This window comes from Dryocola sp. LX212, from assembly GCA_041504365.1.
Lineage (GTDB): Bacteria > Pseudomonadota > Gammaproteobacteria > Enterobacterales > Enterobacteriaceae > Dryocola.
Genome location: CP167917.1, coordinates 2,738,211 through 2,759,805, shown reverse-complemented (window position 1 = coordinate 2,759,805; position 21,595 = coordinate 2,738,211). Strand labels below are relative to the sequence as shown.

Here is a 21,595-nt window from a genome sequence, read left to right as displayed (position 1 = left end):
CCCCTCCGTTCAGTACCTTCTTCAGGATAATTTGATGTCTATTTCACCGCTTGCCCGGGTGGCCAGCAGCAGCGTGGTCGAGTCCGGCGTGGTGCTTGGCGCGCACGTTAGCATTGGCCCTTATTGTGTTATTTCCGCAGGCGTGGTGATTGGCGAGGGCACCTCCATCGCCTCCCACTCGGTGATAACCGGCCTGACGACCATCGGGCGCGATAATATCTTTGGCTCGTACGCCTCCGTTGGCGAGGTGAATCAGGATCTTAAATATGCCGGTGAGCCCACCACGCTGGTGATTGGGGACCGCAATCATGTCGGTAAGCACGCCACTTTTCATCGCGGGACGGTGCAGGGCATCAGCTCGACTATCATCGGTAATGACAACAGGTTCTTAAACAACGTTCACGTCGGGCACGACTGCGTCGTCGGTGACCGGACGCAGATTGGCGACAACAGCGGCCTTGCCGGGCACGTCGAACTTGCCGATGAGGTGGAGATTGGTTTCATGTGCGCCATCCATCAGTTCTGCATGCTGGGGACGGCGGCGAAGGTGATCAGCCAGTCCGCCGTCGTGCAGGACGTCCCGCCCTTCGTCATCGCCAGCGGCAACAGGGCGGCCCCGAAGGGAATTAACAACACGGCACCGGCCTTTCTCGCGCTGGAGCTTTATCAGCAGATTCTGGTTATCCAGCTGTACGAAAGGTTTTATCACCAGGCGCTGAGCATCGATGAAGTGAAAGCGACGTTGAAAGCAGGAGAGAGCGACTATCCCATTATTGCGGTGTACAACGAGTTTTTTGCGCGTTCGGCGCGGGGAATTATTCGCTAGCGCGGGCAAGAAAAAGCCCGTCATCGTGACGGGCCTTTGTGCGAAGGATGCTTAATCAGGCACCGGCTGGCACCGCGTGGGCGGTGTTATTCAGCACCGGTCCCTGGTACTTCTCGATTTCCAGCTGCGCCATCTGCCCGCAGTTGCCCTGCGCCAGGTTGGACGAGCCGATATCGAAGGTCAGGCAGTTTACGTTACCGTTCTTACACAGTGACCCTGATTCACGCGGATCCGCCGGGTCGAACCACGCACCTTCGCTGATCCGCACTACGCCCGGACGAACCCGCTCGGTGACGACGGCCCCGACCAGTATCTGTCCACGGTCGTTAAATGCGCGCACCAGCTCATTGTTGCCAATGCCGCGTGCCTTCGCATCTTCCGGGTGGATCCAGATGGCTTCACGGTCGGCGACGGCATACTTCTTACGCAGCGGGGTGTTGTCCAGCTGGGAGTGCAGGCGGTTGATGGGGTGAGCGGTGTTGAGCGACAGCGGATATTTGCTCGCCTCCGGCCCTTTGTACCATTCGTGCGGCGCCAGCCAGCCTGGCAGCCCCGGACAGTCCTCGTAACCCATTTTAGCGATGGCATCAGAATAGATTTCAATCTTCCCTGACGGCGTACCCAGCGGGTTAAGCAGCGGATTGTCGCGGAAGTCGGCAAAGCGTACCCACTGCTTGTTTTTCTCCGGCACCGGGAAGCGAACGTAGTTGTTCGACGCCCAGAACATATCGAACGGCGGCAGGGCAACGCGGGCATTGCGGGCCTGCGCCTTCATGCTGTCGTACATGCCCTTTAGCCACAGCATTTCGTCTTTACCCTCGGTGAAGGCTTCCTGAACGCCCAGTTTGGCGGCGATGCCTGAGAAGATATCGAAGTCGCTGCGGGACTCGTGCTGAGGCGGCACGCACTGGTGCATCGGGAAGACGTAAAGCTGGGAGTAATCTCCGCCCATCTCCAGGTCGTTACGCTCGTAGCTGGTGGTTGCCGGCAGAACGATGTCGGCGTATTTCGCCGTTGCGGTCCAGTACGGCTCGTTGACCACGATAGTTTCCGGATGCTGCCAGGCCTTGATCAGGTTATTGGTGTCCTGATGCTGGTGGAAGGTGTTGCCGCCCGCCACGTAAACCATCTTCACGTCAGGGTAGGTGACTTTCGCGCCGTTGAAGTCGATGGTTTTGCCCGGGTTAGCCAGGCATTCGGCAATGCGCGCAACGGGGATTGGCGTCGGGCTGTTTTTCGGTGACTCGCCAGCGGAGATCCCGGCCAGAATACCGCCGCGCGCCGTCGGGCTGCCGCCGGATGAGTAGTGGTAGCTGAAGCCGAAGCCGCCGCCCGGCAGGCCAATCTGGCCCAGCATGGCCGCCACGGTGACCAGCAGCCAGTGCAGCTGTTCGCCATGGTGCTGACGCTGGATGCCCCAGCCGCCCATGATCATGGTGCGGTTCTTCGCCATGTCGCGCGCCAGCTGGCGCAGGGTTTCCGCTTCCACGCCGCAGATGGCGGCGGCCCAGTCGGCATCTTTGACCACGCCGTCCTGCTCGCCGTTGAAGTAGGCCGCGAACTTATCGAAGCCGACGGTATAGGTTTTCAGGAAGTCGGCGTTGTGCAGCTTTTCGGCCATCAGCGTATGGGCGATACCCACCAGCATGGCGCTGTCGGTATAAGGATGCGGTGCCAGCCACTCGGCGTTCATATAGTCGATGCTGTCACTCTTCACCGGGTCGATGCCGATCACCCGCACGCCTTTTTTCTTCAGCGCTTCAAAGCCCGCCAGGCCAACGTGGTCCGGCACGTTCCAGCTGTTTTTCAGCGTGACGATCGGGTTACAGCCCCACATGATCACCAGCTGGCTGTTGTCGAGCACGTTAGGCCAGGCGGTCTGCTGTTCGTAAACCTCCATGGACCCCACCACGTGCGACATAATCACCTGAGCGGCACCGGTGGAGTAATCCCCCGCGTAGCCCAGGAAACCGCCGGACAGGTTCATCATGCGCTGCAGCAGGGTGCGGCTGTTGTGCAGCATTCCCACGCTCTTCCAGCCGTAGGAACCGGCATAAATAGACTGCGGGCCATGCTCGCTTTGCAGACGGCGAATTTCATCGCTCACCAGCGTCAGGGCTTTATCCCAGCTTACGCGCACCCATTCATCGCAGCCGCGCAGTTCCGGACGGCAGTTTCGGGAACCGCCTTCCAGCCAGCTTTTACGTACCATCGGGTATTTAACGCGGTTCGGCGCGTGAACCTGATGCGGGGCCATGGTGATCAGCTCGTTAGGGAACGGGTCGTCCTGTACCGGGCGAGTCTCAACCATTTTTCCGTCGCGGACGATGGCTTCGAAAGCGCCCCAGTGGGCGCTGGTCAGAATGCCTTTTTCAGCCTGGCGGAGCACCACAAACTGCGGCAGCGCCTGGCTTACCGCCTCGGCCATCGCCGAGCGGGGGAAGAGCCCGCCCAGCAAAGATGCGCCGCCCAGGGCTGCGGCACCGGTCAGAAAACGGCGGCGGGAAAGTTGCATGCCTTCACGATTGGCTTTCATTATTTAGCCTCCTTGCTGGCCGCAGGCATATCGCTTGCGTGCTGTTGAACGTAGCGGGTCAGAACGCGCAGCTGCTCCTGGTCAAGGGAGGTGCGCGGTGCCATTCCTTTGATAACGCCAATCCACTGGTTGGCGTTGAAGCGGTCAAGGGAGGTCAGGCCGTGGCAGCCTGTGCAGTTAGTGGACATCATAGACGCCGCGTAATCCCAGATTTTCTGCTGGTTATCGATGAGCTGTCCGGCCGGCAGCCAGACCTGCAGCGCGCTCTTATGCCACACCAGCTGGGTCTCCGGATCGGTAAAGTTGCTTACCTGTTTCACCTGTTTGCGGGCGTCTTCGCCCAGCAGCACGCTGAGGATGCGTTTGCCCGCGGCAGAATAGAAGACTTCGTTGACGCCATCCTGCTGCCAGCCGTCCACTTCCGCCAGAATCATGTTGTTTTCACGTTTAACGACGCTGACTTCGGTGCCTGGCATCAGGTTACCGGCGTTATGCTGTTTGCTGTCGGCGCTCAGCCAGAAAGGCTGGGTAGAGATTGACCACAGCGTACTGGCCGTAGCAGGGACTTTCGCGGCGGCGGCGGACAGTTCGCTGGCACCGGCTGCGGAAAGCTCGCTCATATCCGGCAGAATATGGGCAACGCCTTTGTGGCAGTCGATACAGGTTTCGCCTTTTTTGATGGCAACCGGGTGTTCGTTACGGGCTTCCGGGCGCTGGGCCAGAATGTCCATTGCCTCATAGCTGTGGCAGGAACGACAGGTCGCGGAGTCGTTCTTTTTCATGGTGTCCCAGACGCTCTGGGCCATAGCCAGTTTATGGGCGTCGTACTTCTCCGGCGTATCGATTTTGCCGGTCATTTCGCCCCAGACGTCCTTCAGCGCCATGACCTTGGTGGTCAGGTAGTCGATTGGCTGGTGGGGAACGTGACAGTCGGCGCATTCGGCGCGGATCCCTTTGGTATTCTGGAAGTGAACGCTACCCTGGTATTCAGCCAGCGGCCGTTCCATGGAGTGACAGGAGACGCAGAACTCGGTGTCGCTGGTTTTGTGCATCACCGTCGCGCCGCCTGTTAACAGGGCTGCGCCCAGCACAATGCCGATAAGCAGTAGCCACAACCATGTCAGACGCCTTCTGGGCGCTCGTTTCGATTGATTCATAGAAAATCCCTTAGAAGAAAAATCAACGCGGAAATATCGCTCTTGGAGGCGATAGCAATAACGCATGAATTATAAGGGCTTTTCGTAAAGTTACCTCAAAATGAGTAAATTTTATTTACCTTCGTTGATACGGAACAAAGTTGAAAGAGGAGGGGACTGATTTATGACCTGAATATCTTGGGCGTAAACAAAGCGTCATCCAATGGGTCAGGATGACGCCTGGGGATTACATGCGCTCTACGGTCTGAATGCCCAGCGTATCCAGGCCCAGCTTAAGCGTTTTCGCGGTCAGCAGCGCCAGCTTCAGGCGGCTGTTGCGGGCCTCCTGCGTATCGGCGGTCAGGATCGGGCAATGCTCGTAGAAGCCAGAGAACAGGCCTGCCACGTCGTATAGATAAGCACACATCACGTGCGGCGTGCCGTCGCGGGCTACCACGTTCAGCGTTTCTTCGAACTGCAGCAGGCGAGCGGCCAGCTGCGCTTCGCGATCCTCAGTGATAACCACCGGCGATTTCAGCAGCTCTGCTTCATCAATGCCAGCTTTGCGGAAGACGGAGAGCACGCGGGTATAGGCGTACTGCATATACGGCGCGGTGTTACCTTCGAAGGCCAGCATGTTGTCCCAGTCAAAGATATAGTCCGTGGTACGGCTCTTTGACAGATCGGCATATTTCACGGCGCCAATGCCGACGGCGTTCGCCAGGGCTTCCAGCTCATCGGCAGGCATGTCCGGGTTTTTCGCGCCGACCAGCGTGCGGGCGCGGTCCATCGCTTCGTCCAGCAGGTCCGTCAGCTTAACGGTGCCGCCTGAACGGGTTTTAAACGGCTTGCCGTCTTTGCCCAGCATCATGCCGAACATCTCATGTTCCAGCGGGACGGAATCCGGCACGTAGCCTGCTTTGCGCACGATGGTCCATGCCTGCATCAGGTGCTGATGCTGACGGGAGTCGATGAAATAGAGTACGCGGTCCGCATGCAGGGTTTCATAACGGTACTTCGCGCAGGCGATATCGGTGGTGGTGTAGAGGTAGCCGCCGTCTTTTTTCTGGATGATCACGCCCATCGGGTCGCCATCTTTGTTTTTATATTCGTCCAGGTACACCACGGTTGCGCCTTCGCTTTCCACCGCCAGACCTTTCGCCTTCAGATCTGCCACAATGCCAGGCAGCATCGGGTTGTAGAGGCTTTCACCCATCACGTCGTCGCGGGTCAGCGTCACGTTGAGGCGGTCATAGGTTTTCTGGTTCTGCGCCATGGTGATGTCGACCAGCTTGCGCCACATCTGACGGCAGTACTCATCGCCGCTCTGCAGCTTAACGACGTAGGCGCGGGCGCGTTCGGCGAAGGCTTCATCTTCGTCGTAATGCTTTTTCGCGGCACGATAGAACTCTTCCAGGTCGGAAAGGGCCATTTCCCCCGCGTTTTCCTGCTGCTGCTTTTCGAGATACGCAATCAGCATGCCGAACTGGGTGCCCCAGTCGCCAACGTGGTTGGCTCGGATAACTTTATGGCCGAGGAATTCCAGGGTGCGGACCGCCGCATCACCGATTATGGTGGAGCGAATGTGGCCGACGTGCATCTCTTTTGCCACGTTTGGCGCGGAGTAATCGACAACGATAGTCTGCGGAGCCACGGTATTAACACCCGCACGGTCAGAGGCGGCAGCGTCATCAATATGCTTCGCCAGGAACAGCGGGTCGAGGAAGATGTTGATAAAGCCAGGACCGGCAATTTCTACTTTGCTGGCGATCCCGGTCAGATCCAGATTGGCGATAACGGACTCTGCGACTTGTCGTGGCGGCTTGCCCAGGGATTTCGCAACGGACATCACGCCATTGGCCTGATAGTCACCGAACTGGACTTTGGCTGACTGACGAACCTGAGGTTCGCAATCCGCAGGCGCGCCTGCGGCAATCAGTGCCTGACTGACTTTATCTGATAGAAGAGCCTGAATATTCACCGGGATACCTTACATTTTTCTTTGGGCCGCCAGAACAGGACGGCAGCCGTATCGTGGGGGATAAAATAAGGGGATAAGTATACCTGTATTTAACCGCCTTCGTCAGCAAAAGCCTTGCCCCGCGCGCCCTGAACTAAACTCAACGGTATAGTGAATAACCATTCAGCAGCGAAGCGGCACCTGCAGGGTTGGTGGCGGCGATTTTAAAAGGTAGATTAGCGCCCTTCAGGTTCCCGAGGACAAGACCATGGCCAACTGGCAGACAATTGCAGAACTGAATGATATTTCAGCGGATCTCCCGCGTTTTACAAAAGCGTTAACGGAACTTGCCACGCGGCTGGATCTGGATCTCTCACTCCTTGAGGCCGATCACGTTTCCCTGCGCTGCCATCAGAACGCGACGGCGGAGCGCTGGCGGAAGGGGCTGGAACAATGCGGGACGCTGCTGTCGGAAAATATCATCAACGATCGGCCCATCTGCCTGTTTCGCCTGGCCGAGCCGGTTTGCGTGGAGCACTGGAAGTTTACGATTGTTGAGCTGCCGTGGCCGGGCGAAAAGCGCTACCCGCACGAAGGCTGGGAGCACGTTGAAATTGTGCTGCCCGGCGAACCGGAAACGCTGAACAGCCGCGCGCTCGAGCTGCTTTCCGACGCCGGGCTGCGCCAGACGGGCATTTCGGTGAAAACCAGCTCGCCGAAAGGGGAGCACGAGCGTTTGCCGAACCCGACGCTTGCGGTGACGGACGGCAAGGTGACCATCAAATTCCATCCGTGGAGTATTGAAGAGATCGTCGCCAGCGAGCAGGCGGGGCTATAGCCCATTCACCGCCATCTGCATGCGCCCGATGGCATCTTCCAGCATGAACGCCGGGCAGCCGAAGTTGATCCGCACGAAATTAGCGTCGCCAAACTCGCTGCCCGGCGAGAAGCCAAGCCCGGCCTTCTGGAAGAAGAGCGCCGGGTTCTCAACCCCCAGTTTGCTGGCATCCATCCAGGCAAGATAGGTTGCCTCCGGCGAGACCATCTCCAGCCCGGCCAGCCCATTTACGGCCTGCACCAGCCTGTTGCGGTTGCGGCGCAGATACGGCAGCAGCGCTTCTAGCCATGCATCGCCTTCGCGCCAGGCCGCATTAGCCGCCGTTAACGCCAGGATATCCACGCTCGGCACAATCCCTTCGCGAATTTTGTTAAAGCGCCTGCGCAGGTCAGGGTTAGGAATGATGGCGATGGAGGCGCCGAGGCCCGCAATATTATAAGTTTTAGACGGCGAGATAAGCGTGACCGACCGCTGCGCCGCATCCTCGCTTAGCGTTGCAAACGGAACATGCTTTACGCCCGGCTCCAGCAGCAAATCACAGTGGATTTCGTCCGAGCAGACAATCATGTCGTGCTGCCGGGCAAAGGCCAGTTGCTGCTCCAGCTCCTCACGACGATACGCGGTGCCGCCGGGATTTTGCGGGTTGCACAACATCAGCAGTTTTTCTTTGCCGGTAAGCTGGGATGCAAGGGAAGAGAGATCCATTAACCAGCGATTATTCTCAAGGCGCAGCGGGGCGTTTAGCTGGGCGCGGTCGGCAAGCACGGCAGATTTTTTGAACGGTGGATAAACTGGCGTTGGGGCAATGGAGCTTTCGTCCGCGCTGGTAAAAGCCCGCACGCAGAGATTTAACCCGGCCACTACTCCCGGCAGCACAACGACCCATTCAGGCCTGATGTTCCACTGGTAGCGGCTGGCCATCCGGTCTACCACGGTAGAAATTAACTCGCGCGGGACGTCACCGTAGCCAAAGACGCCGTGTGCCACGCGCTGGTGAAGCGCGCTAATAATGCAGTCCGGCGAACGAAAATCCATGTCAGCTACCCACATTGGTAAAACGTCCTCACCAAATTTGTGCCATTTCTTGCAGTCGCTGTGACGGCGGTCGATCCCTTCGTCAAAATTGAATGCCATGATAATTTACCCCGTTATGTGCGTTGTTTCAGATTACCACTCCGGATCGCTGAAACAACAGCCAGCCTGAAGATTTTTAAGGAGCAATCAATGGCTTTGCTGGAAATTTGCTGCTATGGGATAGACTGCGCGCTGACCGCAGAACGGGCCGGTGCCGACCGCATTGAATTATGTGCGGCACCCAAAGAAGGGGGGCTGACGCCGTCGGCAGGCGTACTGCGCAAAGTTAAGCAACGGGTTTCTATTCCTGTTCATCCCATCATTCGCCCCCGTGGCGGCGATTTTTGTTATTCCGCAGGCGAATTCGCCACCATGCTGGAAGATATCGCCTTTATTCGCGAACTGGGTTTCCCCGGTCTGGTTATCGGCCTGCTGGATGAAGAAGGGCATGTCGATCTGGCTCGTATGCGGCAGGTAATGGACGCCTGCAACGGCATGGCGGTCACCTTTCATCGCGCTTTCGATATGTGCCATAACCCCATCCTTGCGCTGAACCAGCTCACCGATTTGGGCGTGGCGCGCATTCTGACTTCAGGACAGCAGCAGAACGCCGAAGCAGGACTTTCAATACTCAGGGAACTAAAACAGCAATCCCGTGCTCCAATCATTATGGCCGGTGCTGGCGTGCGCCTGAGCAACCTGCAAAAGTTTGTTGAGCAAGGGGTTGATGAGGTGCACAGCTCCGCAGGAAAGTACGTTGCTTCTGTGATGCGCTACCGTAAGGCGGGTGTCTCGATGAGTGCCGATGCCGAAGCCGATGAATTTAACCGCTACTGCGTAGATGGCGACGTGGTGGCAGCAATGAAAGCCGTACTGACCGCCGCGAAAACGGCTGTCTGATATGCCAAAGGTTTTTAACCGCGCATCATGTCGCCCAATGTGATGTTTGCTCGTACCAGGCCCCGGTGCTTTACCGGGGCTTTTTTTATGTAATTCAATAAGTTAAATACACCAGGGGTGCTGTTGGGGTGCGAAAGGCTGCAATAAAAAATCCTGAATAAAACTTAATCACACTATTAAAACTTAATCACACTATTAGTGAACGTTTGCTGTTATCCGGTTTTTCATCTTTTCAAACAGTTCCTGGCCCTTTTTCTGCTGCTGGTCGATATGATCGGCCAGGTTTTGTACATGAATCATCCGCGGCGCTTTCTGGCTTTCCGGTGCACGGAATGTAGCGATGGGAAGTTCTCCTGGCAGCGCGTTCTTTTCTGCTGGTGCCACCGTCACGCCAAAATATTTTTCAGAGACGACTGCGAGGAGAATCATAGGAATACTAAATTCCGCAAGCAATAAAAATACTGTATTCATATCCACCTCACACTGCGCCAAACGCTTTTCCTGCCACTGCCGGATCTCGCACTGTCGGGCCAGCAGGCGACGAATACGGCGAGCGCAGCGGGCATGTGCCGACAGGTAGGCTTCTGTTGGCTGTCCTGGCTGGTGGACGATCAGCCCGGCGCGCTGTACTGGCATATCCGGGTGCTGAGTTTCGCTTCCCACCAGGTGGAAAACATGAATGGTCATTAGTGCGCCAGGTTGTTCAGGGCCGCGCTACGGCTCGGCAGCGTTTATGGCTGCCTTGACGCGTCACGACGTACACCGGGCGGAGAGGGTGGCTAAATGCTGCCTCGATACCTGTTTTAGTTTGGCTGGTGATCATTTCTCACTCCTCAACCTTGTATCCGGCCATGCGGGCCAACTCTAAAAAACCATCCAGGGTGTTAACGTGTTCACTCTTCAGCTGTGAGCGATCACAAATAGCGTGCCATTTGATGGATTGAGCACCGGGAACAGTGGCAATGTGCAGTACAACCGCTCTCTCGATGTCACCACAGAAACGGTAACCCCGCAAAGCAGCGGTGAGCTCTCCTGGAGGCTGAACATCAGTGCGGCGACGAGCGTAGACATGAGCACATTCACAAACAGCCTGTACAGCACTAATCCGGCATCTGTTATTCGCCTGGTTATCACCGCCGGTGAGTCTTTCTACGTCACATTCTGTGGCAGTGGCAACTACTGGACATATGACGGGGGCTATAGCGATACGCCGCCAGTTATTGCACTGGATGGCACGGTGCCGCTTACCGTGGTTGAGGTGTCACTCATCACTAATGTTGCTGCCCCCAGCGTGCTGGTAAGGCAAGGCTATCCGGCCACAGCGTCTGGCAGTTCGGGAGGGGGCTTATCCGTTATCCGCACATCTACTTCAGGCGACTGTCGCCAGCGAACGTATCCGCAACTGTCGTTACTCTGCGCAGGATAACTCGATGGTTGATTGCGAAGTGATGGTTGGCGGGACATGGTATCCGTTTACCGCGTCGACAAACGACAATACGAAACAGGGGCCTAAGATTTATGCGAATGCAGTAGCCGGACAGTATGGCGTGGCAGAGATGTACGCAGTGTAGGAAATGGCAGGGGTGGAGTTTTGACCAGCTTCCAGACGTTAACCCAACTGAAGCCACCCCTGCCATATCTGGCGACAGAACGCAGACCATTTAAGCGGAAATTTGACAGGTTCCTTTCCTGCGTTCTGCCATTATTGGCGGCCGGGGTGATGTGAATTTATATTCCGTGTCGAGCGGTAATATAAACTCCTCACCCTGGCCATAATTCTAAAAAAAACGCCCATCGGACAGTGGGCGCTGCCATTATGGCAATTGAGGTTTTCACGCAATGTTCTCTCAAGACAAATACTAAAGCGTGCCATTCGCTGTGGTTACCACTTAACTACCTTATTTGGTAATTATCCATATCAAAATGTGCGGGTTGTAATCGTTGGTTATAATCACGGTATGAAAAGGGACTATGAAAAAGGACAATGAAAATAACAAGCTACATGGGCAGGATATGCAGCTTGTTAACGACCGCTCTTTCAGGTGCGTTAAGAAGCTGTCGGAAAGTAAGATAAAATTAAAAAGACAGTAACCGCATAGACTATGTGGGCAATCTCAATGCTCGCTAACCAGCCACATATCAGCCTCTTCAAACATTACTTCAATTAGCCGGTTTAGCTTTTCCTTCTCTATTTTGGTGCAGTCGCTGTTCACCACATTGGCTTGCATTGGCTTAACGCGCACCTCAGCGGACGGAAACACACCCTGCACATGCTTCGTCAGCTTGGCGAGGATGATCTCTTTAGCACCCGGCAAACTTTTCACATTGCGTTTCCATAAACAAGTTCAACGTATATAGCTCACTCCTCTTTATGCTGTGTTTATATACAGACTTTTTCGATCGAAGTTTAAGCAAGCTAAAATTTAAGAAAACATATTTTGTTTTACAGCCGGTCGAATTTCTCATGGAGTATGTTTGGGCACATTACTCTGTAAACCTTCCATAGCGTGACTCTGTAAACCTTCCATAGCGAGCTCAGTGACTGATGCCCTGTAACCTGGGCTATATCTTCAATACTGAACCCAGCCTCAAACAGCCTGCTCGCACCTTCATGCCGTAAGTCGTGATATCGAAGATCGCTAATACCTGGTTCATCGCGAGCATTACGATAAGTTTGGGTAATACTCCGCTCGCGGAAAGGAAAGTAGGTCATCAGTTTTGGGTTGCCTTTGTACAATGTCCAGGCTTCACCTAAAAGCGGAACCACCATTTGATTGCCCACTTTTTTTTAGGGTCGTTCCTATCGCGTACAAGCGCGCTGCGCTGGGTTTCATCAATATCGTCTCACCTTATTCTGCTGAGCTCGCCGATGCGGGTGCAGGTCAGAACTGACAGTAAGAAAATGCCGACAAATGGTGCTTTGCTATAGGCTGTCTTTGCTTTGTCCCCCACGACTTAGCAAGGGTTTGCTTTGAGAAAGTTTTATTCTCACGATAAATGTACCTGCCTCCGTTTTTTACACCTACAGTACAGCGATAACGAGCTGTACCTTCGGACCTGAGCCGTTTTTTCAACCGTGAAAAATGCCATGAAAAGGCCTCCATATGGGGTGCGGGGGGGCTGAAGGCAAAAAATACACTCAAATGACCTACAATGCACAATAATCACTGGTTATGTATCCAGTTTGGTCACATATCTACTTGAAAATTAAATTTATTGCAATTTAAAGGTAATGTAAAACCCCGGTGTTTTACCGGGGCTTGAGTTAAGGCTTGCGGGCCACCAGTACGGCGCGCAGCGGGGCAGGGTAGCCTTCGATCGTTTTGGTGGGATCGTTCGGGTCGAGGAAGTCGGCCAGGGATTCAGTCGTCAGCCAGCTGGTGCGGCGCTGTTCTTCGCTTGTGGTATAGCAGTGGTCAACAATTTTCACATCGACAAAGCCGCATTTTTCCAGCCAGTTTTTCAGCGCCAGCGCAGACGGAATAAAGTAGACGTTACGCATCTGCGCGTAGCGTTCCCCAGGCACCAGCACCGTGTTCTCGTCACCTTCCACCACCAGCGTTTCCAGTACCAGCTCGCCTTCTTTCGCCAGCTGATTTTTTAGCTGATAAAGATGGTCCAGCGGCGAGCGGCGATGGTAGAGCACGCCCATTGAAAATACCGTGTCGAAGATATTCAGCTCAGGAAGCTGTTCGATGCCCAGCGGCAGCACGTGAGCGCGCTGGTCGTTGCCCAGCAGCTTACGCACCGCTTCAAACTGGCAGACAAACAGCTGCATCGGGTCGATACCCACGGCCAGGTGCGCACCCGCGCCAATCATGCGCCACAGGTGATAGCCGCTGCCGCAGCCCACGTCAAGAATAGTACGGCCAGCAAGTGGGGAGATGTGCGGCAGAACGCGATCCCATTTAAGGTCGGAGCGCCATTCGGTGTCGATGTCCACACCGTAAAGCGAGTAGGGGCCTTTGCGCCACGGCATCAGGTTGCGCAGCAGTTTCTCAATGCCCAGACGCTGGCCTTCGCTCAGCGGCGTCTGCGATTCGGCGGTGACGCTGTGCAGCAAATCCAGACGGTACGGAGTCAGCTCCGGAAGATACTCTACCGTGTTGTACCAGTGCTTAAACTGACCGTGAAGATTCTCACGTTGCCAGGTGGCGATCTGCGCGGGCAGGGTTTCCAGCCACGGGGCCAGCGGGCTTTTTGCAATAAGCTGATAAAAATTACCAAAGTCGATCATGCCGGGGTTCCAGATTTCAGTGCCACTAAAGAGCCAAAGTTAAAGCACTGGAACCACAGTTCCGCGTGGTCAAAACCGGCTTGCTTGAGACGTTTTTTATGAGTTTCTACGGAGTCGGTGAGCATGACGTTTTCCAGCATGCTGCGCTTCTGGCTGATCTCCAGCTCGCTGTAGCCGTTGGCGCGTTTGAAGTCGTGGTGCATGTTAAACAACAGCTCGCCGACTTTGTCATCCTCAAAGCTGAATTTTTCCGACAGCACCAGCGCGCCGCCAGGGTTCAGGCCCTGATAGATTTTTTCCAGCAGCAGCTGGCGGTCATCTGGTTCGAGGAATTGCAGGGTGAAGTTCAGCACGACCATGGAGGCGTTTTCGATAGGGATATCGCGGATATCACCTTCGATAACATCCACCGGCGTCTGCGCCTTGAAGGCGTTCAGATGGCGACGACAGCGTTCGACCATCGCCGGGGAGTTATCTACGGCGATAATTTTGCAGCCGTCGTGCTGAATATTACGACGCACCGACAATGTTGCCGCACCCAGCGAGCAGCCCAGGTCATAAACCTGGCTTGCGGGCGTGACGAAGCGCTCGGCCAACATGCCAATCATCGAGATGATGTTGGAGTAACCCGGCACCGAGCGCTGGATCATATCGGGGAACACTTCCGCCACGCGTTCATCAAAGGTCCAGTCGCCCAGCTGGGCGATAGGTGCGGAAAACAGCATATCGCGGTCAGACATCACTTATATCCGGGAAATTCGAAAGGGCGTATTTTGCGTTAATGCAGCGAGAAAACCAACTCCCACGGCATATACCACAGATTAGCCAGCACCATCAGCAACAGCGAACACCAGGTGGCGCTCATGCCGGAACGACGCCAGCGCACCAGACGGTGATGGAATCCGTAGTAGTGCATCAGGCGACCAACGATAAGCAGGATGCCGCACACGTGCACCATCCAGGTCTCCGCGCCGTTCATCTCCATCAGCAATAAGAGGATCAGCGCGACGGGAATATATTCCACCGCGTTGCCGTGCACGCGAATGGCGCTCTGGAGTTCGCTAAAACCCCCATCGCCGTAGGAGACGCGGTACTGCAAACGCATGCGAACAACATCAAAAGAAAACTTAATCAGTAGCAAAGCACCCAGCACGGCGTAGAGCGCGCTTACCATACCTATATCCTTTAGAACTACAGCGAGGACCCTATGATAGCAGCGCTGAAAATGGCTGTCGCTATTCCTAAAACAACGACTCCTGACCGGGAATGGCAGGTTCGTTGCCGATGTCGGGAAAGGCCTGCTGCAGGTCAGGCCACAGGGTGTGGACAAGCTCCGGCAATTCACCAATGTCGGGCGTATGCAGGAAAAGGAACGGCGTGGATTTTTCCGCCCATTTGGGCAAGGTGTTCAGCCAGACCTTAAAGAAGTGCAGATTTTGCTGCATGTCGTCGCTGCCAATGAAACGCACCAGCGGGTTGGCTGCGGTGACGAGTGCATGAACAGGCACCTTCGGCTTTTTGCGCTGCGCTTCGCGAATCGCTTCGTTGTGGGGCTTTGCACCGTGCACCGGGCGGCTGTCCAGAATCGCGCGGTTGACGCCTCGCTCGTGCAGGCCTCGGTTCAGTGCTTGCTCATCGATGCTTTTATCAAAAAATGATGGATGGCGCACTTCCACGCCATAGGTGAAATCCTTCGGTAATGTATCGAGGAAGTTCCACAGCGCCGGGAGGTCTTTTGGGCCAAAGGTTGCGGGAAGCTGTAACCAATATTGACCGATACGATCTGCTAATGGGGAAAGCCGGTCAAAAAATTCGGCGGTGAGATCGCCGCACTGGCGTAACGCCGCGTGGTGGGAAATCGTCGCCGGGAATTTAAAGCAAAAGCGGAACTCGTCGCTGGTCTGTTCGCGCCAGCGCAGAACGATTTCCGCTTTCGGCAGGGCATAAAGCGTGGTGTTACCTTCCACACAGTTGACATGTCGGGTAATCGTATTTAACTTACTGATTTTAATGATGCTCTCATGCTGCCGTGTAGGCTATGGGGCATCTGTGGGGCAAAATCGCTCAGCTTCTGATTTAGCATCGCGATCTGCTCTGTGCTGCTGTCAGCCATCCATGCCCCGTATACATTGAAAACCATCTGGGCGCTTGAATGTCCCATCTGGCTGGCAATGAAGCTTGGGTTTGCACCTGCAGACAAAGACCAGCATGCATAAGTATGCCGTGACTGGTACGCCTTCCTGCTCCTTATCCCTGAGCGCTTCAGCGCCGCGTCCCATGAGTCGCCTATCGAATCAACCTTATAGATAAACCCGACATGCTTACACCGTCTTACATACTGTGGGTTAAAGACAAATGTACAGTCATGGATCTCCGTTCGTCCATACTCGCGGAGGTGGACATCGATGCTATGCTGCTTACCTAGCCTCGTCATTTCTGCCTGATTTTTCAGGACGCTGATTGCGGGCTGGATAAGGTGTATCACCCTGTTAGTGCTCGCCTCTGTTTTTGGTAGAGTGAAATCGCCCAGCTTTGTATAATTGCGCCTGATGGTAATTGTTCCCGCTTTAAGATCGATATCTTCCCAAGCCAGGGAGGCCAGCTCTCCGTGACGTATCCCTGTGTACACTGCTAATGACCACAGGTTTTTCGTCTGCTGATGCCTGCATGCATCTATCAGGCGGATAAATTCGTCACGAGTTAGCGGATCTGGTTCTGCCCTGGCTTTTTTTAGCGGCTTAATTCCATCAAAGGGATTTGCCTTTAAGTAGCCATGCTCAGTGGCAAACTGGAACATCCCGGAGATTGTTGTCATGTAATAATTCACAGTAGCAACACTTCGCCCCTTGGCTGGGGATTTCAAATGCGATCGTGTTTGATGACCGGTCAGCAAATCTTTCCTGATATACAGCAATTCCTCTTTGGTCACTGCGGTAACCAGTCTATCCCCCCCGATCCTTGGCACTACATTCCTTACGATCGACTCGTAACGATTGAGCGCGTTCGAACATATTTCCATCTTTTTCAGATCCAGCCACTTAACTTCAAGCTCTTTCACTGTAATTTCTTTTTTACCTTCCCCAAAAGTCTTGAGGTTAGGTGAGTCAGGAAACTGTACTACGTAATCAAAGGTTCCTGTTCGGATGGCAAAACATACTGATGTCCGCAGTTCACCGGCGATCTTCCTGTTCTTAACGGTGTCTGGAACACCAAGGTTTTCCCTGACACGCTTACCTTTATAGCTAAACCAGATGCGCAATTTGCCACCGTGGTTTTCAACGCCTGTCGGATATGTGACTTTATCCATCGATTCCTCCAGACGCCCAAGAGCAATGTGAGATTACCTTTTTCATGGCATCAAATCACCCTGGTTGTTTATTTTTGAGTGAGGCAACCCATGCGTCTACCGCCCTGCGGTTGTACATACACTCGCTGGATGGCTTCGGGTTTCCATCCGGTGAGACGTGAATATATTCTCGTCCAACCAGCCAGCACTCTTTCCTGGCACGGAGGATGGTTCCTGGCTTTAACCCGGTAACCGCGATAAGAACGCTTTCGCAAACCCACTCGTTAGGGGCCAATTGAATTACATTGCTCATACCCACCTCACACCGCGCCAAACGCTTTTTGCTCCACCCGATAACCCCGTTTCCGGGGCTTCCTCTTCGGTTCGATCTTCGCGGCCACCACCTTCTGGGCTGGTGGCATCGGTACACTGACGCCGTTCCTCATATTCCGCCGGGCATTCATCTGCCAGACCAGCCGCTTTGTGTGGTCGCAACCGTCATCAATCTGGACGCTGGCTTTCACCAGCTCGTCGTTCAGGTCGGCATACTCAGACATTGCTACCTCCCGGTGCTGGCGCAGCAGCAAGCGCCGCCTCCCATGCATCAGCGGCCACACCGCCGCAGCAATTAGCGTGATACGCTATAGCCTCAGCCATTGGATCAGTAAGCTCCTTAGGAACGAGTTTGTAAGTAGCTGCGGGAGTATCCCGCATGTTGTTTTGCTGCTTTACATAACCCTCTGCAATCAGCTCTTTCGCTGCGCTGGCGGCGGTTGCTTCATCCGCCGTAATGGCCTCGATTACAAAATCATTCAGCTCACCTTTCAGGATATCGGTATAATTTTTAGGCCACACCTCCCATGGCAGATCCGCACCTTCGAAGCCGCAAATGATATCCAGCGCCAGGTTTACAGCTTCCTCGGCATTACGTTCAGGCTTGCGATAGCCAGCAGTCCAGACGGCATCTGTAACGTCACTCGGATCGGTGCCGGCAGATTTGATAACCTGCGCCAACTCAAAAATATTAGTTTCCGACATTGCAGGCCCTCATTTTCATATCAGCGCGCTCTACACATTCACCGAACACAGAAGCCGGAATGACCTGGCGCAGTTCGTCTATGACATAATCGTTACGCTGCTGGTGGATATGCACATTGCGATCCTTCTCTCGCTGGCGAAGAACGGCCAGGCGGGCAGTGATCACCCGGCGTAGACCTTGCCATTGTGAAAGTGAGTGGCTTGCCCGGTTGTGCCAGTCTTTGTCTGCCTTGCCGAATTTCTGAAGCTGAAGCTTGATACCGGTAGTTACTTCCTCTGCTGTCGCCAGCGCTTCAAGATAATCAGCGATAGTCTCCAGGCTGTTTACATCAATAATTTCTGCTTTCATCGCTGACTCTCCCTTACCGCTACCCGATAGGCCCGTATTGCTTCGCGGGATCTGCCGGAAATGAGTGTTTTTATGAAAAACTTGCCTCTGCATTCACGCACTACGCCGGGAACAGAAAACAAAATGGCGTCTGCGATCCGGCAATGTTTGCGAAATTCGAAGATTGTGCTGGTTAGCGTTACGTAACCCACCGCGCCTTTGTCGGTATGTTCGATCTTCATGCCATCATCCTCGCTATTAGTTTGGTCACGCCGAGAAAACAGAAGAAACCAGCCGTTAGCCCCAACCCTGCTAGGCCAGAGAAAAAGAGGGTAAACAGCACAAGTTCAGATACCTTTTTCATTCAGCACCTCTTCGCAGAGTTCGAAAGCGTTATCGTGCAGCGGCATAATTATTAAAAACGGATTTCCGTAAAGGTGATCGGTCACCGCATCGAGTAATAACTGGCAGAGCTGGCCCTTCCCATAGGTCTTAAACTTCACTGGTACGAAACCGCTTTTAAACATTTTCGCCGGTAGTGCCAGAAGGCGAGCTGCAAACGCTGGTAGTTCGTCGCATGCCTCTGCGGTAGATGGCAGCAGATTGTCAAAGTCCGGGTAGCGGCATTCGATTTTTTCCAGCTCGCAAGATCCAACCGGCTCCGAATTTTCATCCATATGGATCGCTATCCAGCCATCGTCGTAAAGGTGGATCAGAGTACCTTCTGCGCTGGCAGGTATTTCACCCTTCAACATAAACACAGCATCAATGTCGGTATCTGCGCCGTGCTCCATGCGAACGGCGGCCCGGCCATCAGTGGCAAAAATATGGGTCGGGGTGATGTATACCCCCTGTAGGTAAGTGCGCTCTTCTTTTTCGTCAGCCACGCAGCACAGAGCGGCGCGGAGAATATCCGTTGGGAAAATCATGCTTGCGCCTCCCATCCGATGGCCTGGAATAGCCCCATCTTCGGGTGATACCAGCGGGTTCCGCGCGGTTCCGCTTCGCACATCATCTCGTGGAATGCTTGCATGAATGGCTCAAGTTCCACTATTGCCCGGCGCGACAGTAAGCCGTCAGGAGTCATGAATTCATGCGTATCAGTAGGGATTTGGTAGGCGTTTACCAGGTTGCGGCATTTCGCATCTGTCATACCGCTTTTAGAGACCACCTGGCGGTAACCGACATATCCGGCACGCATGGTGCCGCGCTTAATGTTTTCCACTGCTTCGGTGACAGTCTCGATCTTCTCTTCGACATGGTTCAGCCGTTTCTGCTGGCGGACTGCATCGGCGGCCATAGCGGCGATCATCTCGATTTCAGTCAGTGGCTGCGGTCGCTGGTGTCGGAAATAGTTGTTAACCAGCTCGCGCTGAACCTGCCAGGCAAGATCGTCATTAAAAGGCTTAGTCAGCATCAGGTAACCTGTTTCGAATAGAATGATTCCTTTAGCGGTGCGAGGGGCAAAAACATTAGAAATTGACTCCGTACGTATTACGTCCGCAGTCAGTTCAAGAAAATCTGCGCCTTCAATGAAGTGGAGGCGGTTACGATTGAATGCTGCTCGTGCAGTACCTTCCGGGCGCTGATGGGCTTCATCAATCATCGCCAGCGTCACAACGCGCTGACCGCGATATTCGACTGCCGGAAGTTGTTTATTGTTGATGGTTACTGTATTCATGCTTTATCTCCAAAGGAGCGGCGAAGCGCTTTCTTAAGTTTTTTACCGTTATTAACCGAGCAATACAGTTCAGCCAATTCCTGTGCCATCAGCTGCCCGCCTGTCTGTTCATGAACGAAATACTGTTTCGGATTGTTTTTGATAAACTCCTGTACCATTGGCAGAGCGAGAAACTCTTCCGGGCTGTAAATTTTCGACTGCCGCCGCAGGTGCTTCGCGTTCGGCACCTTGTGAGCGGACTCAACAGAAAAAATGTTTGCGTTGTCCTGGTTAGTCACGCTTCCCCCTTAAAACGGTTTCGTCTTCATAAATTCGCGGTACTGCTCGGTAAGCGCGTCGTGCTTTTCCTGCCACTGCTGGATCTCGCGTTTACGGGCCAGCAGGCGACGAATGCGGCGAATACAACGGCGGTGCGCCGACGTGTAAACCAACGTTTCGCGCCCCTGCTGATAAACCGTTACTCCGTCGCGCTCGACTGGTGTATCCGGGTGATGGGTCTTTGCCCCAACAAGGTGGAAAGCGTGGGTTGTCATGTAGTGCGCCAGGTTGTTCAGGGCCGCGCTACGGCTGAGGCAGCGTTTACGGTTGCCGTGACGTGTCACGATGTACACAGGGCGAAGAGGGCGGCTAAATGCTGCGTCGATGCCTGTTTTAGTTTTGCTGGTGGTCATTTCTCACTCCTCAACTTTGTATCCGGCCATGCGGGCCAGCTCTAAAAATCCATCTAGGGTGTTAACGTGTTCGCTCTTCAGCAGTGGGCGATCACAAATGGCGCGTCCTTTCTCAATGTGAACAACGACACGACCTGTAAAATCTGGCATTACGTGCAGTTCGACGGGCAATACCGGGGCAGGTATATTCACGCCCATATAGTTAATTGTTCGTTGCTCAGTTACCATTGCTTCCCCCTTTATGCTCAAAAGCCTGTTCTGCTAAATTCGCTATCACCGCGTTCATAAATTCCATGCCCAGCGGTGAGAGCTTATTTAATTTGTTAGCCATGCATGCGCTGTAGTGCTCAGATATATATCGCTCGGCTTCCTCTCGTTTATTTGAGTCATACACCATCGCTTCGAATATTTTTATTAGCGCTTTTGTTAATATTTCTTCGGTTAGCTCAATGGTCGTTACTTCATCGTTCGGTAACTTCACCAGGGCGAAATGGCTACCGGTTTTACGTTCCATCGAATTCAGCTTGGCAATAACGATACGGCGACGGCGTGTTTCAATTAAACCTGTCATTTATTTTCTTCCCTCTCGAGGTCGTCAAGGAATACAGAAATCTTTCCGCTGATGTCATAAGCCAGGCCGATTAATTCATCATCCTTTTCACACCCATCAGTTCCCCTTTCAAAGATGTTCTGTAGGAGAGCATTCAATTGACGCCCACGATTAGAGGCGGTTAGTACATCGACAAGCTTTGCATTCTTCATAACTACGCCCCATATGCTTTTCGTAGGTATAACTGAGCAATCACTTCCTGACCGTTCGCCATGTAAAGAAGCGCTGTTTTATAGGCTGATTTATCTTTGATGAAACTCATAGCTAAACCTCCAGTGAACTTAGAATGTGGATATCCCCAGCAATTAAGCCGTAATTAAATTTGATTGTTTATTCTTTTGTTTCTTATCGTGTGTTATTTGATTGCGTTTCTTCTATTTCTATATTTATGGTTTCTAGAGTGTTTACGACTAAGGTGATCAGCGCATGCTCTCTTTCATTTTCTTCGCTCGTCAATCTTTCGAGTGCAATCCA

Annotated in this window: 28 protein-coding genes and 1 pseudogene; 5 read left to right on the top strand and 24 right to left on the bottom strand. The window is 53.9% G+C overall.

The window, feature by feature from the left end:
* Positions 1-34 precede the first annotated feature (34 nt).
* Complete coding sequence (lpxA, locus tag ACA108_13295; GenBank protein ID XEX94372.1) at positions 35-826, top strand: acyl-ACP--UDP-N-acetylglucosamine O-acyltransferase; 792 nt, start codon at positions 35-37, stop codon at positions 824-826.
* A gap of 55 nt (positions 827-881) precedes the next feature.
* Here lpxA and torA read toward each other — a convergent pair whose 3' ends face one another.
* From torA to argS, 3 genes are all read right to left on the bottom strand, one after another.
* On the bottom strand, positions 882-3,362 hold the full coding sequence (gene torA, locus ACA108_13290) for a trimethylamine-N-oxide reductase TorA (protein ID XEX94371.1): 2,481 nt from the start codon (positions 3,360-3,362) through the stop codon (positions 882-884).
* Complete coding sequence (locus ACA108_13285; GenBank protein ID XEX94370.1) at positions 3,362-4,519, bottom strand: NapC/NirT family cytochrome c; 1,158 nt, start codon at positions 4,517-4,519, stop codon at positions 3,362-3,364. The genes torA and ACA108_13285 overlap by 1 nt, the downstream gene beginning before the upstream one ends.
* Before the next feature lie 226 nt (positions 4,520-4,745).
* Positions 4,746-6,479, bottom strand: coding sequence for an arginine--tRNA ligase (gene argS, locus ACA108_13280; protein ID XEX94369.1), 1,734 nt, complete (start codon positions 6,477-6,479; stop codon positions 4,746-4,748).
* A 247-nt stretch (positions 6,480-6,726) separates the two neighbouring features.
* Here argS and ACA108_13275 point away from each other — a divergent pair, with 247 nt between their 5' ends.
* On the top strand, positions 6,727-7,296 hold the full coding sequence (locus tag ACA108_13275; GenBank protein XEX94368.1) for a VOC family protein: 570 nt from the start codon (positions 6,727-6,729) through the stop codon (positions 7,294-7,296).
* Here ACA108_13275 and ACA108_13270 read toward each other — a convergent pair.
* A complete protein-coding gene (locus ACA108_13270) occupies positions 7,291-8,430 on the bottom strand; it encodes a MalY/PatB family protein (GenBank protein XEX94367.1) in 1,140 nt (379 codons plus the stop codon). The two genes, ACA108_13275 and ACA108_13270, sit on opposite strands and share 6 nt — an antisense overlap.
* A gap of 90 nt (positions 8,431-8,520) precedes the next feature.
* On the opposite strand from ACA108_13270, the gene cutC reads away from it, so the two are divergent.
* Positions 8,521-9,270 (top strand): copper homeostasis protein CutC, encoded by a 750-nt coding sequence (gene cutC, locus ACA108_13265; GenBank protein XEX94366.1) that lies wholly within the window; start codon positions 8,521-8,523, stop codon positions 9,268-9,270.
* Between the two features lie 195 nt (positions 9,271-9,465).
* On the opposite strand, the gene ACA108_13260 is transcribed toward cutC, so the two are convergent.
* Positions 9,466-9,906: a pyocin activator PrtN family protein gene (locus ACA108_13260; protein XEX94365.1), complete on the bottom strand. Its 441-nt coding sequence runs from the start codon at positions 9,904-9,906 to the stop codon at positions 9,466-9,468.
* A 328-nt stretch (positions 9,907-10,234) separates the two neighbouring features.
* On the opposite strand from ACA108_13260, the gene ACA108_13255 reads away from it, so the two are divergent.
* Together ACA108_13255 and ACA108_13250 are read left to right on the top strand one after the other, a co-directional pair.
* The gene (locus ACA108_13255) at positions 10,235-10,696 is read left to right on the top strand and encodes a hypothetical protein (GenBank protein XEX94364.1); all 462 of its coding nucleotides are present in this window, start codon (positions 10,235-10,237) and stop codon (positions 10,694-10,696) included.
* 4 nt (positions 10,697-10,700) lie between these two features.
* On the top strand, positions 10,701-10,841 hold the full coding sequence (locus ACA108_13250) for a hypothetical protein (GenBank protein XEX94363.1): 141 nt from the start codon (positions 10,701-10,703) through the stop codon (positions 10,839-10,841).
* Positions 10,842-11,384: 543 nt separating this feature from the next.
* Here ACA108_13250 and ACA108_13245 read toward each other — a convergent pair.
* The 19 genes and pseudogenes from ACA108_13245 to ACA108_13155 form a co-directional block, all read right to left on the bottom strand.
* Positions 11,385-11,626 (bottom strand): annotated as a pseudogene (locus ACA108_13245) (DinI-like family protein).
* Positions 11,627-11,713: 87 nt separating this feature from the next.
* Positions 11,714-11,983 carry a tyrosine-type recombinase/integrase gene (locus ACA108_13240; GenBank protein ID XEX98104.1) on the bottom strand — a complete coding sequence of 90 codons (270 nt, stop codon included), beginning with the start codon at positions 11,981-11,983 and terminating at the stop codon, positions 11,714-11,716.
* 552 nt (positions 11,984-12,535) lie between these two features.
* Positions 12,536-13,507, bottom strand: coding sequence for a tRNA 5-methoxyuridine(34)/uridine 5-oxyacetic acid(34) synthase CmoB (cmoB, locus tag ACA108_13235; GenBank protein ID XEX94362.1), 972 nt, complete (start codon positions 13,505-13,507; stop codon positions 12,536-12,538).
* On the bottom strand, positions 13,504-14,247 hold the full coding sequence (cmoA, locus tag ACA108_13230; protein ID XEX94361.1) for a carboxy-S-adenosyl-L-methionine synthase CmoA: 744 nt from the start codon (positions 14,245-14,247) through the stop codon (positions 13,504-13,506). Before cmoA ends, cmoB begins: the two co-directional genes overlap by 4 nt.
* 38 nt (positions 14,248-14,285) lie before the next feature.
* Positions 14,286-14,681 (bottom strand): MAPEG family protein, encoded by a 396-nt coding sequence (locus tag ACA108_13225; protein XEX94360.1) that lies wholly within the window; start codon positions 14,679-14,681, stop codon positions 14,286-14,288.
* A gap of 67 nt (positions 14,682-14,748) precedes the next feature.
* The gene (locus tag ACA108_13220) at positions 14,749-15,522 is read right to left on the bottom strand and encodes a DUF72 domain-containing protein (GenBank protein XEX98103.1); all 774 of its coding nucleotides are present in this window, start codon (positions 15,520-15,522) and stop codon (positions 14,749-14,751) included.
* Positions 15,501-16,814, bottom strand: coding sequence for a tyrosine-type recombinase/integrase (locus ACA108_13215; GenBank protein ID XEX94359.1), 1,314 nt, complete (start codon positions 16,812-16,814; stop codon positions 15,501-15,503). The genes ACA108_13220 and ACA108_13215 overlap by 22 nt, the downstream gene beginning before the upstream one ends.
* A 55-nt stretch (positions 16,815-16,869) precedes the next feature.
* Positions 16,870-17,106 (bottom strand): excisionase family protein, encoded by a 237-nt coding sequence (locus tag ACA108_13210; protein XEX94358.1) that lies wholly within the window; start codon positions 17,104-17,106, stop codon positions 16,870-16,872.
* A 7-nt stretch (positions 17,107-17,113) separates the two neighbouring features.
* The gene (locus ACA108_13205) at positions 17,114-17,350 is read right to left on the bottom strand and encodes a hypothetical protein (GenBank protein ID XEX94357.1); all 237 of its coding nucleotides are present in this window, start codon (positions 17,348-17,350) and stop codon (positions 17,114-17,116) included.
* Positions 17,343-17,831, bottom strand: coding sequence for a hypothetical protein (locus tag ACA108_13200; protein ID XEX94356.1), 489 nt, complete (start codon positions 17,829-17,831; stop codon positions 17,343-17,345). The genes ACA108_13205 and ACA108_13200 overlap by 8 nt, the downstream gene beginning before the upstream one ends.
* Positions 17,818-18,180: a hypothetical protein gene (locus tag ACA108_13195; GenBank protein ID XEX94355.1), complete on the bottom strand. Its 363-nt coding sequence runs from the start codon at positions 18,178-18,180 to the stop codon at positions 17,818-17,820. The genes ACA108_13200 and ACA108_13195 overlap by 14 nt, the downstream gene beginning before the upstream one ends.
* Entirely contained in the window at positions 18,177-18,401 is a 225-nt protein-coding gene (locus tag ACA108_13190) for a hypothetical protein (protein ID XEX94354.1), read from the bottom strand. The genes ACA108_13195 and ACA108_13190 overlap by 4 nt, the downstream gene beginning before the upstream one ends.
* 105 nt (positions 18,402-18,506) lie before the next feature.
* The gene (locus ACA108_13185) at positions 18,507-19,088 is read right to left on the bottom strand and encodes a hypothetical protein (GenBank protein XEX94353.1); all 582 of its coding nucleotides are present in this window, start codon (positions 19,086-19,088) and stop codon (positions 18,507-18,509) included.
* Positions 19,085-19,840 (bottom strand): ORF6N domain-containing protein, encoded by a 756-nt coding sequence (locus ACA108_13180; GenBank protein XEX94352.1) that lies wholly within the window; start codon positions 19,838-19,840, stop codon positions 19,085-19,087. Before ACA108_13180 ends, ACA108_13185 begins: the two co-directional genes overlap by 4 nt.
* Positions 19,837-20,118 carry a hypothetical protein gene (locus ACA108_13175; protein XEX94351.1) on the bottom strand — a complete coding sequence of 94 codons (282 nt, stop codon included), beginning with the start codon at positions 20,116-20,118 and terminating at the stop codon, positions 19,837-19,839. Before ACA108_13175 ends, ACA108_13180 begins: the two co-directional genes overlap by 4 nt.
* Positions 20,119-20,127: 9 nt before the next feature.
* A complete protein-coding gene (locus tag ACA108_13170) occupies positions 20,128-20,511 on the bottom strand; it encodes a hypothetical protein (protein XEX94350.1) in 384 nt (127 codons plus the stop codon).
* A gap of 3 nt (positions 20,512-20,514) precedes the next feature.
* Positions 20,515-20,739 (bottom strand): hypothetical protein, encoded by a 225-nt coding sequence (locus tag ACA108_13165; protein XEX94349.1) that lies wholly within the window; start codon positions 20,737-20,739, stop codon positions 20,515-20,517.
* Positions 20,729-21,082, bottom strand: coding sequence for a hypothetical protein (locus ACA108_13160; GenBank protein XEX94348.1), 354 nt, complete (start codon positions 21,080-21,082; stop codon positions 20,729-20,731). The genes ACA108_13165 and ACA108_13160 overlap by 11 nt, the downstream gene beginning before the upstream one ends.
* Positions 21,079-21,273, bottom strand: a complete 195-nt coding sequence (locus ACA108_13155; protein ID XEX94347.1) for a hypothetical protein — start codon at positions 21,271-21,273, stop codon at positions 21,079-21,081. The genes ACA108_13160 and ACA108_13155 overlap by 4 nt, the downstream gene beginning before the upstream one ends.
* Between the last annotated feature and the right edge of the window lie 322 nt (positions 21,274-21,595).

Coding starts and splice junctions, on each gene's coding strand:
- lpxA (XEX94372.1), top strand. CDS start 35: ATGTCTATTTCACCGCTTGCCCGGGTGGCCAGCAGCAGCGTGGTCGAG.
- torA (XEX94371.1), bottom strand. CDS start 3,362: ATGAAAGCCAATCGTGAAGGCATGCAACTTTCCCGCCGCCGTTTTCTG.
- ACA108_13285 (XEX94370.1), bottom strand. CDS start 4,519: ATGAATCAATCGAAACGAGCGCCCAGAAGGCGTCTGACATGGTTGTGG.
- ACA108_13275 (XEX94368.1), top strand. CDS start 6,727: ATGGCCAACTGGCAGACAATTGCAGAACTGAATGATATTTCAGCGGAT.
- ACA108_13270 (XEX94367.1), bottom strand. CDS start 8,430: ATGGCATTCAATTTTGACGAAGGGATCGACCGCCGTCACAGCGACTGC.
- cutC (XEX94366.1), top strand. CDS start 8,521: ATGGCTTTGCTGGAAATTTGCTGCTATGGGATAGACTGCGCGCTGACC.
- ACA108_13260 (XEX94365.1), bottom strand. CDS start 9,906: ATGCCAGTACAGCGCGCCGGGCTGATCGTCCACCAGCCAGGACAGCCA.
- ACA108_13250 (XEX94363.1), top strand. CDS start 10,701: ATGGTTGATTGCGAAGTGATGGTTGGCGGGACATGGTATCCGTTTACC.
- ACA108_13240 (XEX98104.1), bottom strand. CDS start 11,983: ATGACCTACTTTCCTTTCCGCGAGCGGAGTATTACCCAAACTTATCGT.
- cmoB (XEX94362.1), bottom strand. CDS start 13,507: ATGATCGACTTTGGTAATTTTTATCAGCTTATTGCAAAAAGCCCGCTG.
- cmoA (XEX94361.1), bottom strand. CDS start 14,247: ATGTCTGACCGCGATATGCTGTTTTCCGCACCTATCGCCCAGCTGGGC.
- ACA108_13225 (XEX94360.1), bottom strand. CDS start 14,681: ATGGTAAGCGCGCTCTACGCCGTGCTGGGTGCTTTGCTACTGATTAAG.
- ACA108_13215 (XEX94359.1), bottom strand. CDS start 16,814: ATGGATAAAGTCACATATCCGACAGGCGTTGAAAACCACGGTGGCAAA.
- ACA108_13210 (XEX94358.1), bottom strand. CDS start 17,106: ATGAGCAATGTAATTCAATTGGCCCCTAACGAGTGGGTTTGCGAAAGC.
- ACA108_13205 (XEX94357.1), bottom strand. CDS start 17,350: ATGTCTGAGTATGCCGACCTGAACGACGAGCTGGTGAAAGCCAGCGTC.
- ACA108_13200 (XEX94356.1), bottom strand. CDS start 17,831: ATGTCGGAAACTAATATTTTTGAGTTGGCGCAGGTTATCAAATCTGCC.
- ACA108_13195 (XEX94355.1), bottom strand. CDS start 18,180: ATGAAAGCAGAAATTATTGATGTAAACAGCCTGGAGACTATCGCTGAT.
- ACA108_13190 (XEX94354.1), bottom strand. CDS start 18,401: ATGAAGATCGAACATACCGACAAAGGCGCGGTGGGTTACGTAACGCTA.
- ACA108_13185 (XEX94353.1), bottom strand. CDS start 19,088: ATGATTTTCCCAACGGATATTCTCCGCGCCGCTCTGTGCTGCGTGGCT.
- ACA108_13180 (XEX94352.1), bottom strand. CDS start 19,840: ATGAATACAGTAACCATCAACAATAAACAACTTCCGGCAGTCGAATAT.
- ACA108_13170 (XEX94350.1), bottom strand. CDS start 20,511: ATGACCACCAGCAAAACTAAAACAGGCATCGACGCAGCATTTAGCCGC.
- ACA108_13165 (XEX94349.1), bottom strand. CDS start 20,739: ATGGTAACTGAGCAACGAACAATTAACTATATGGGCGTGAATATACCT.
- ACA108_13160 (XEX94348.1), bottom strand. CDS start 21,082: ATGACAGGTTTAATTGAAACACGCCGTCGCCGTATCGTTATTGCCAAG.
- ACA108_13155 (XEX94347.1), bottom strand. CDS start 21,273: ATGAAGAATGCAAAGCTTGTCGATGTACTAACCGCCTCTAATCGTGGG.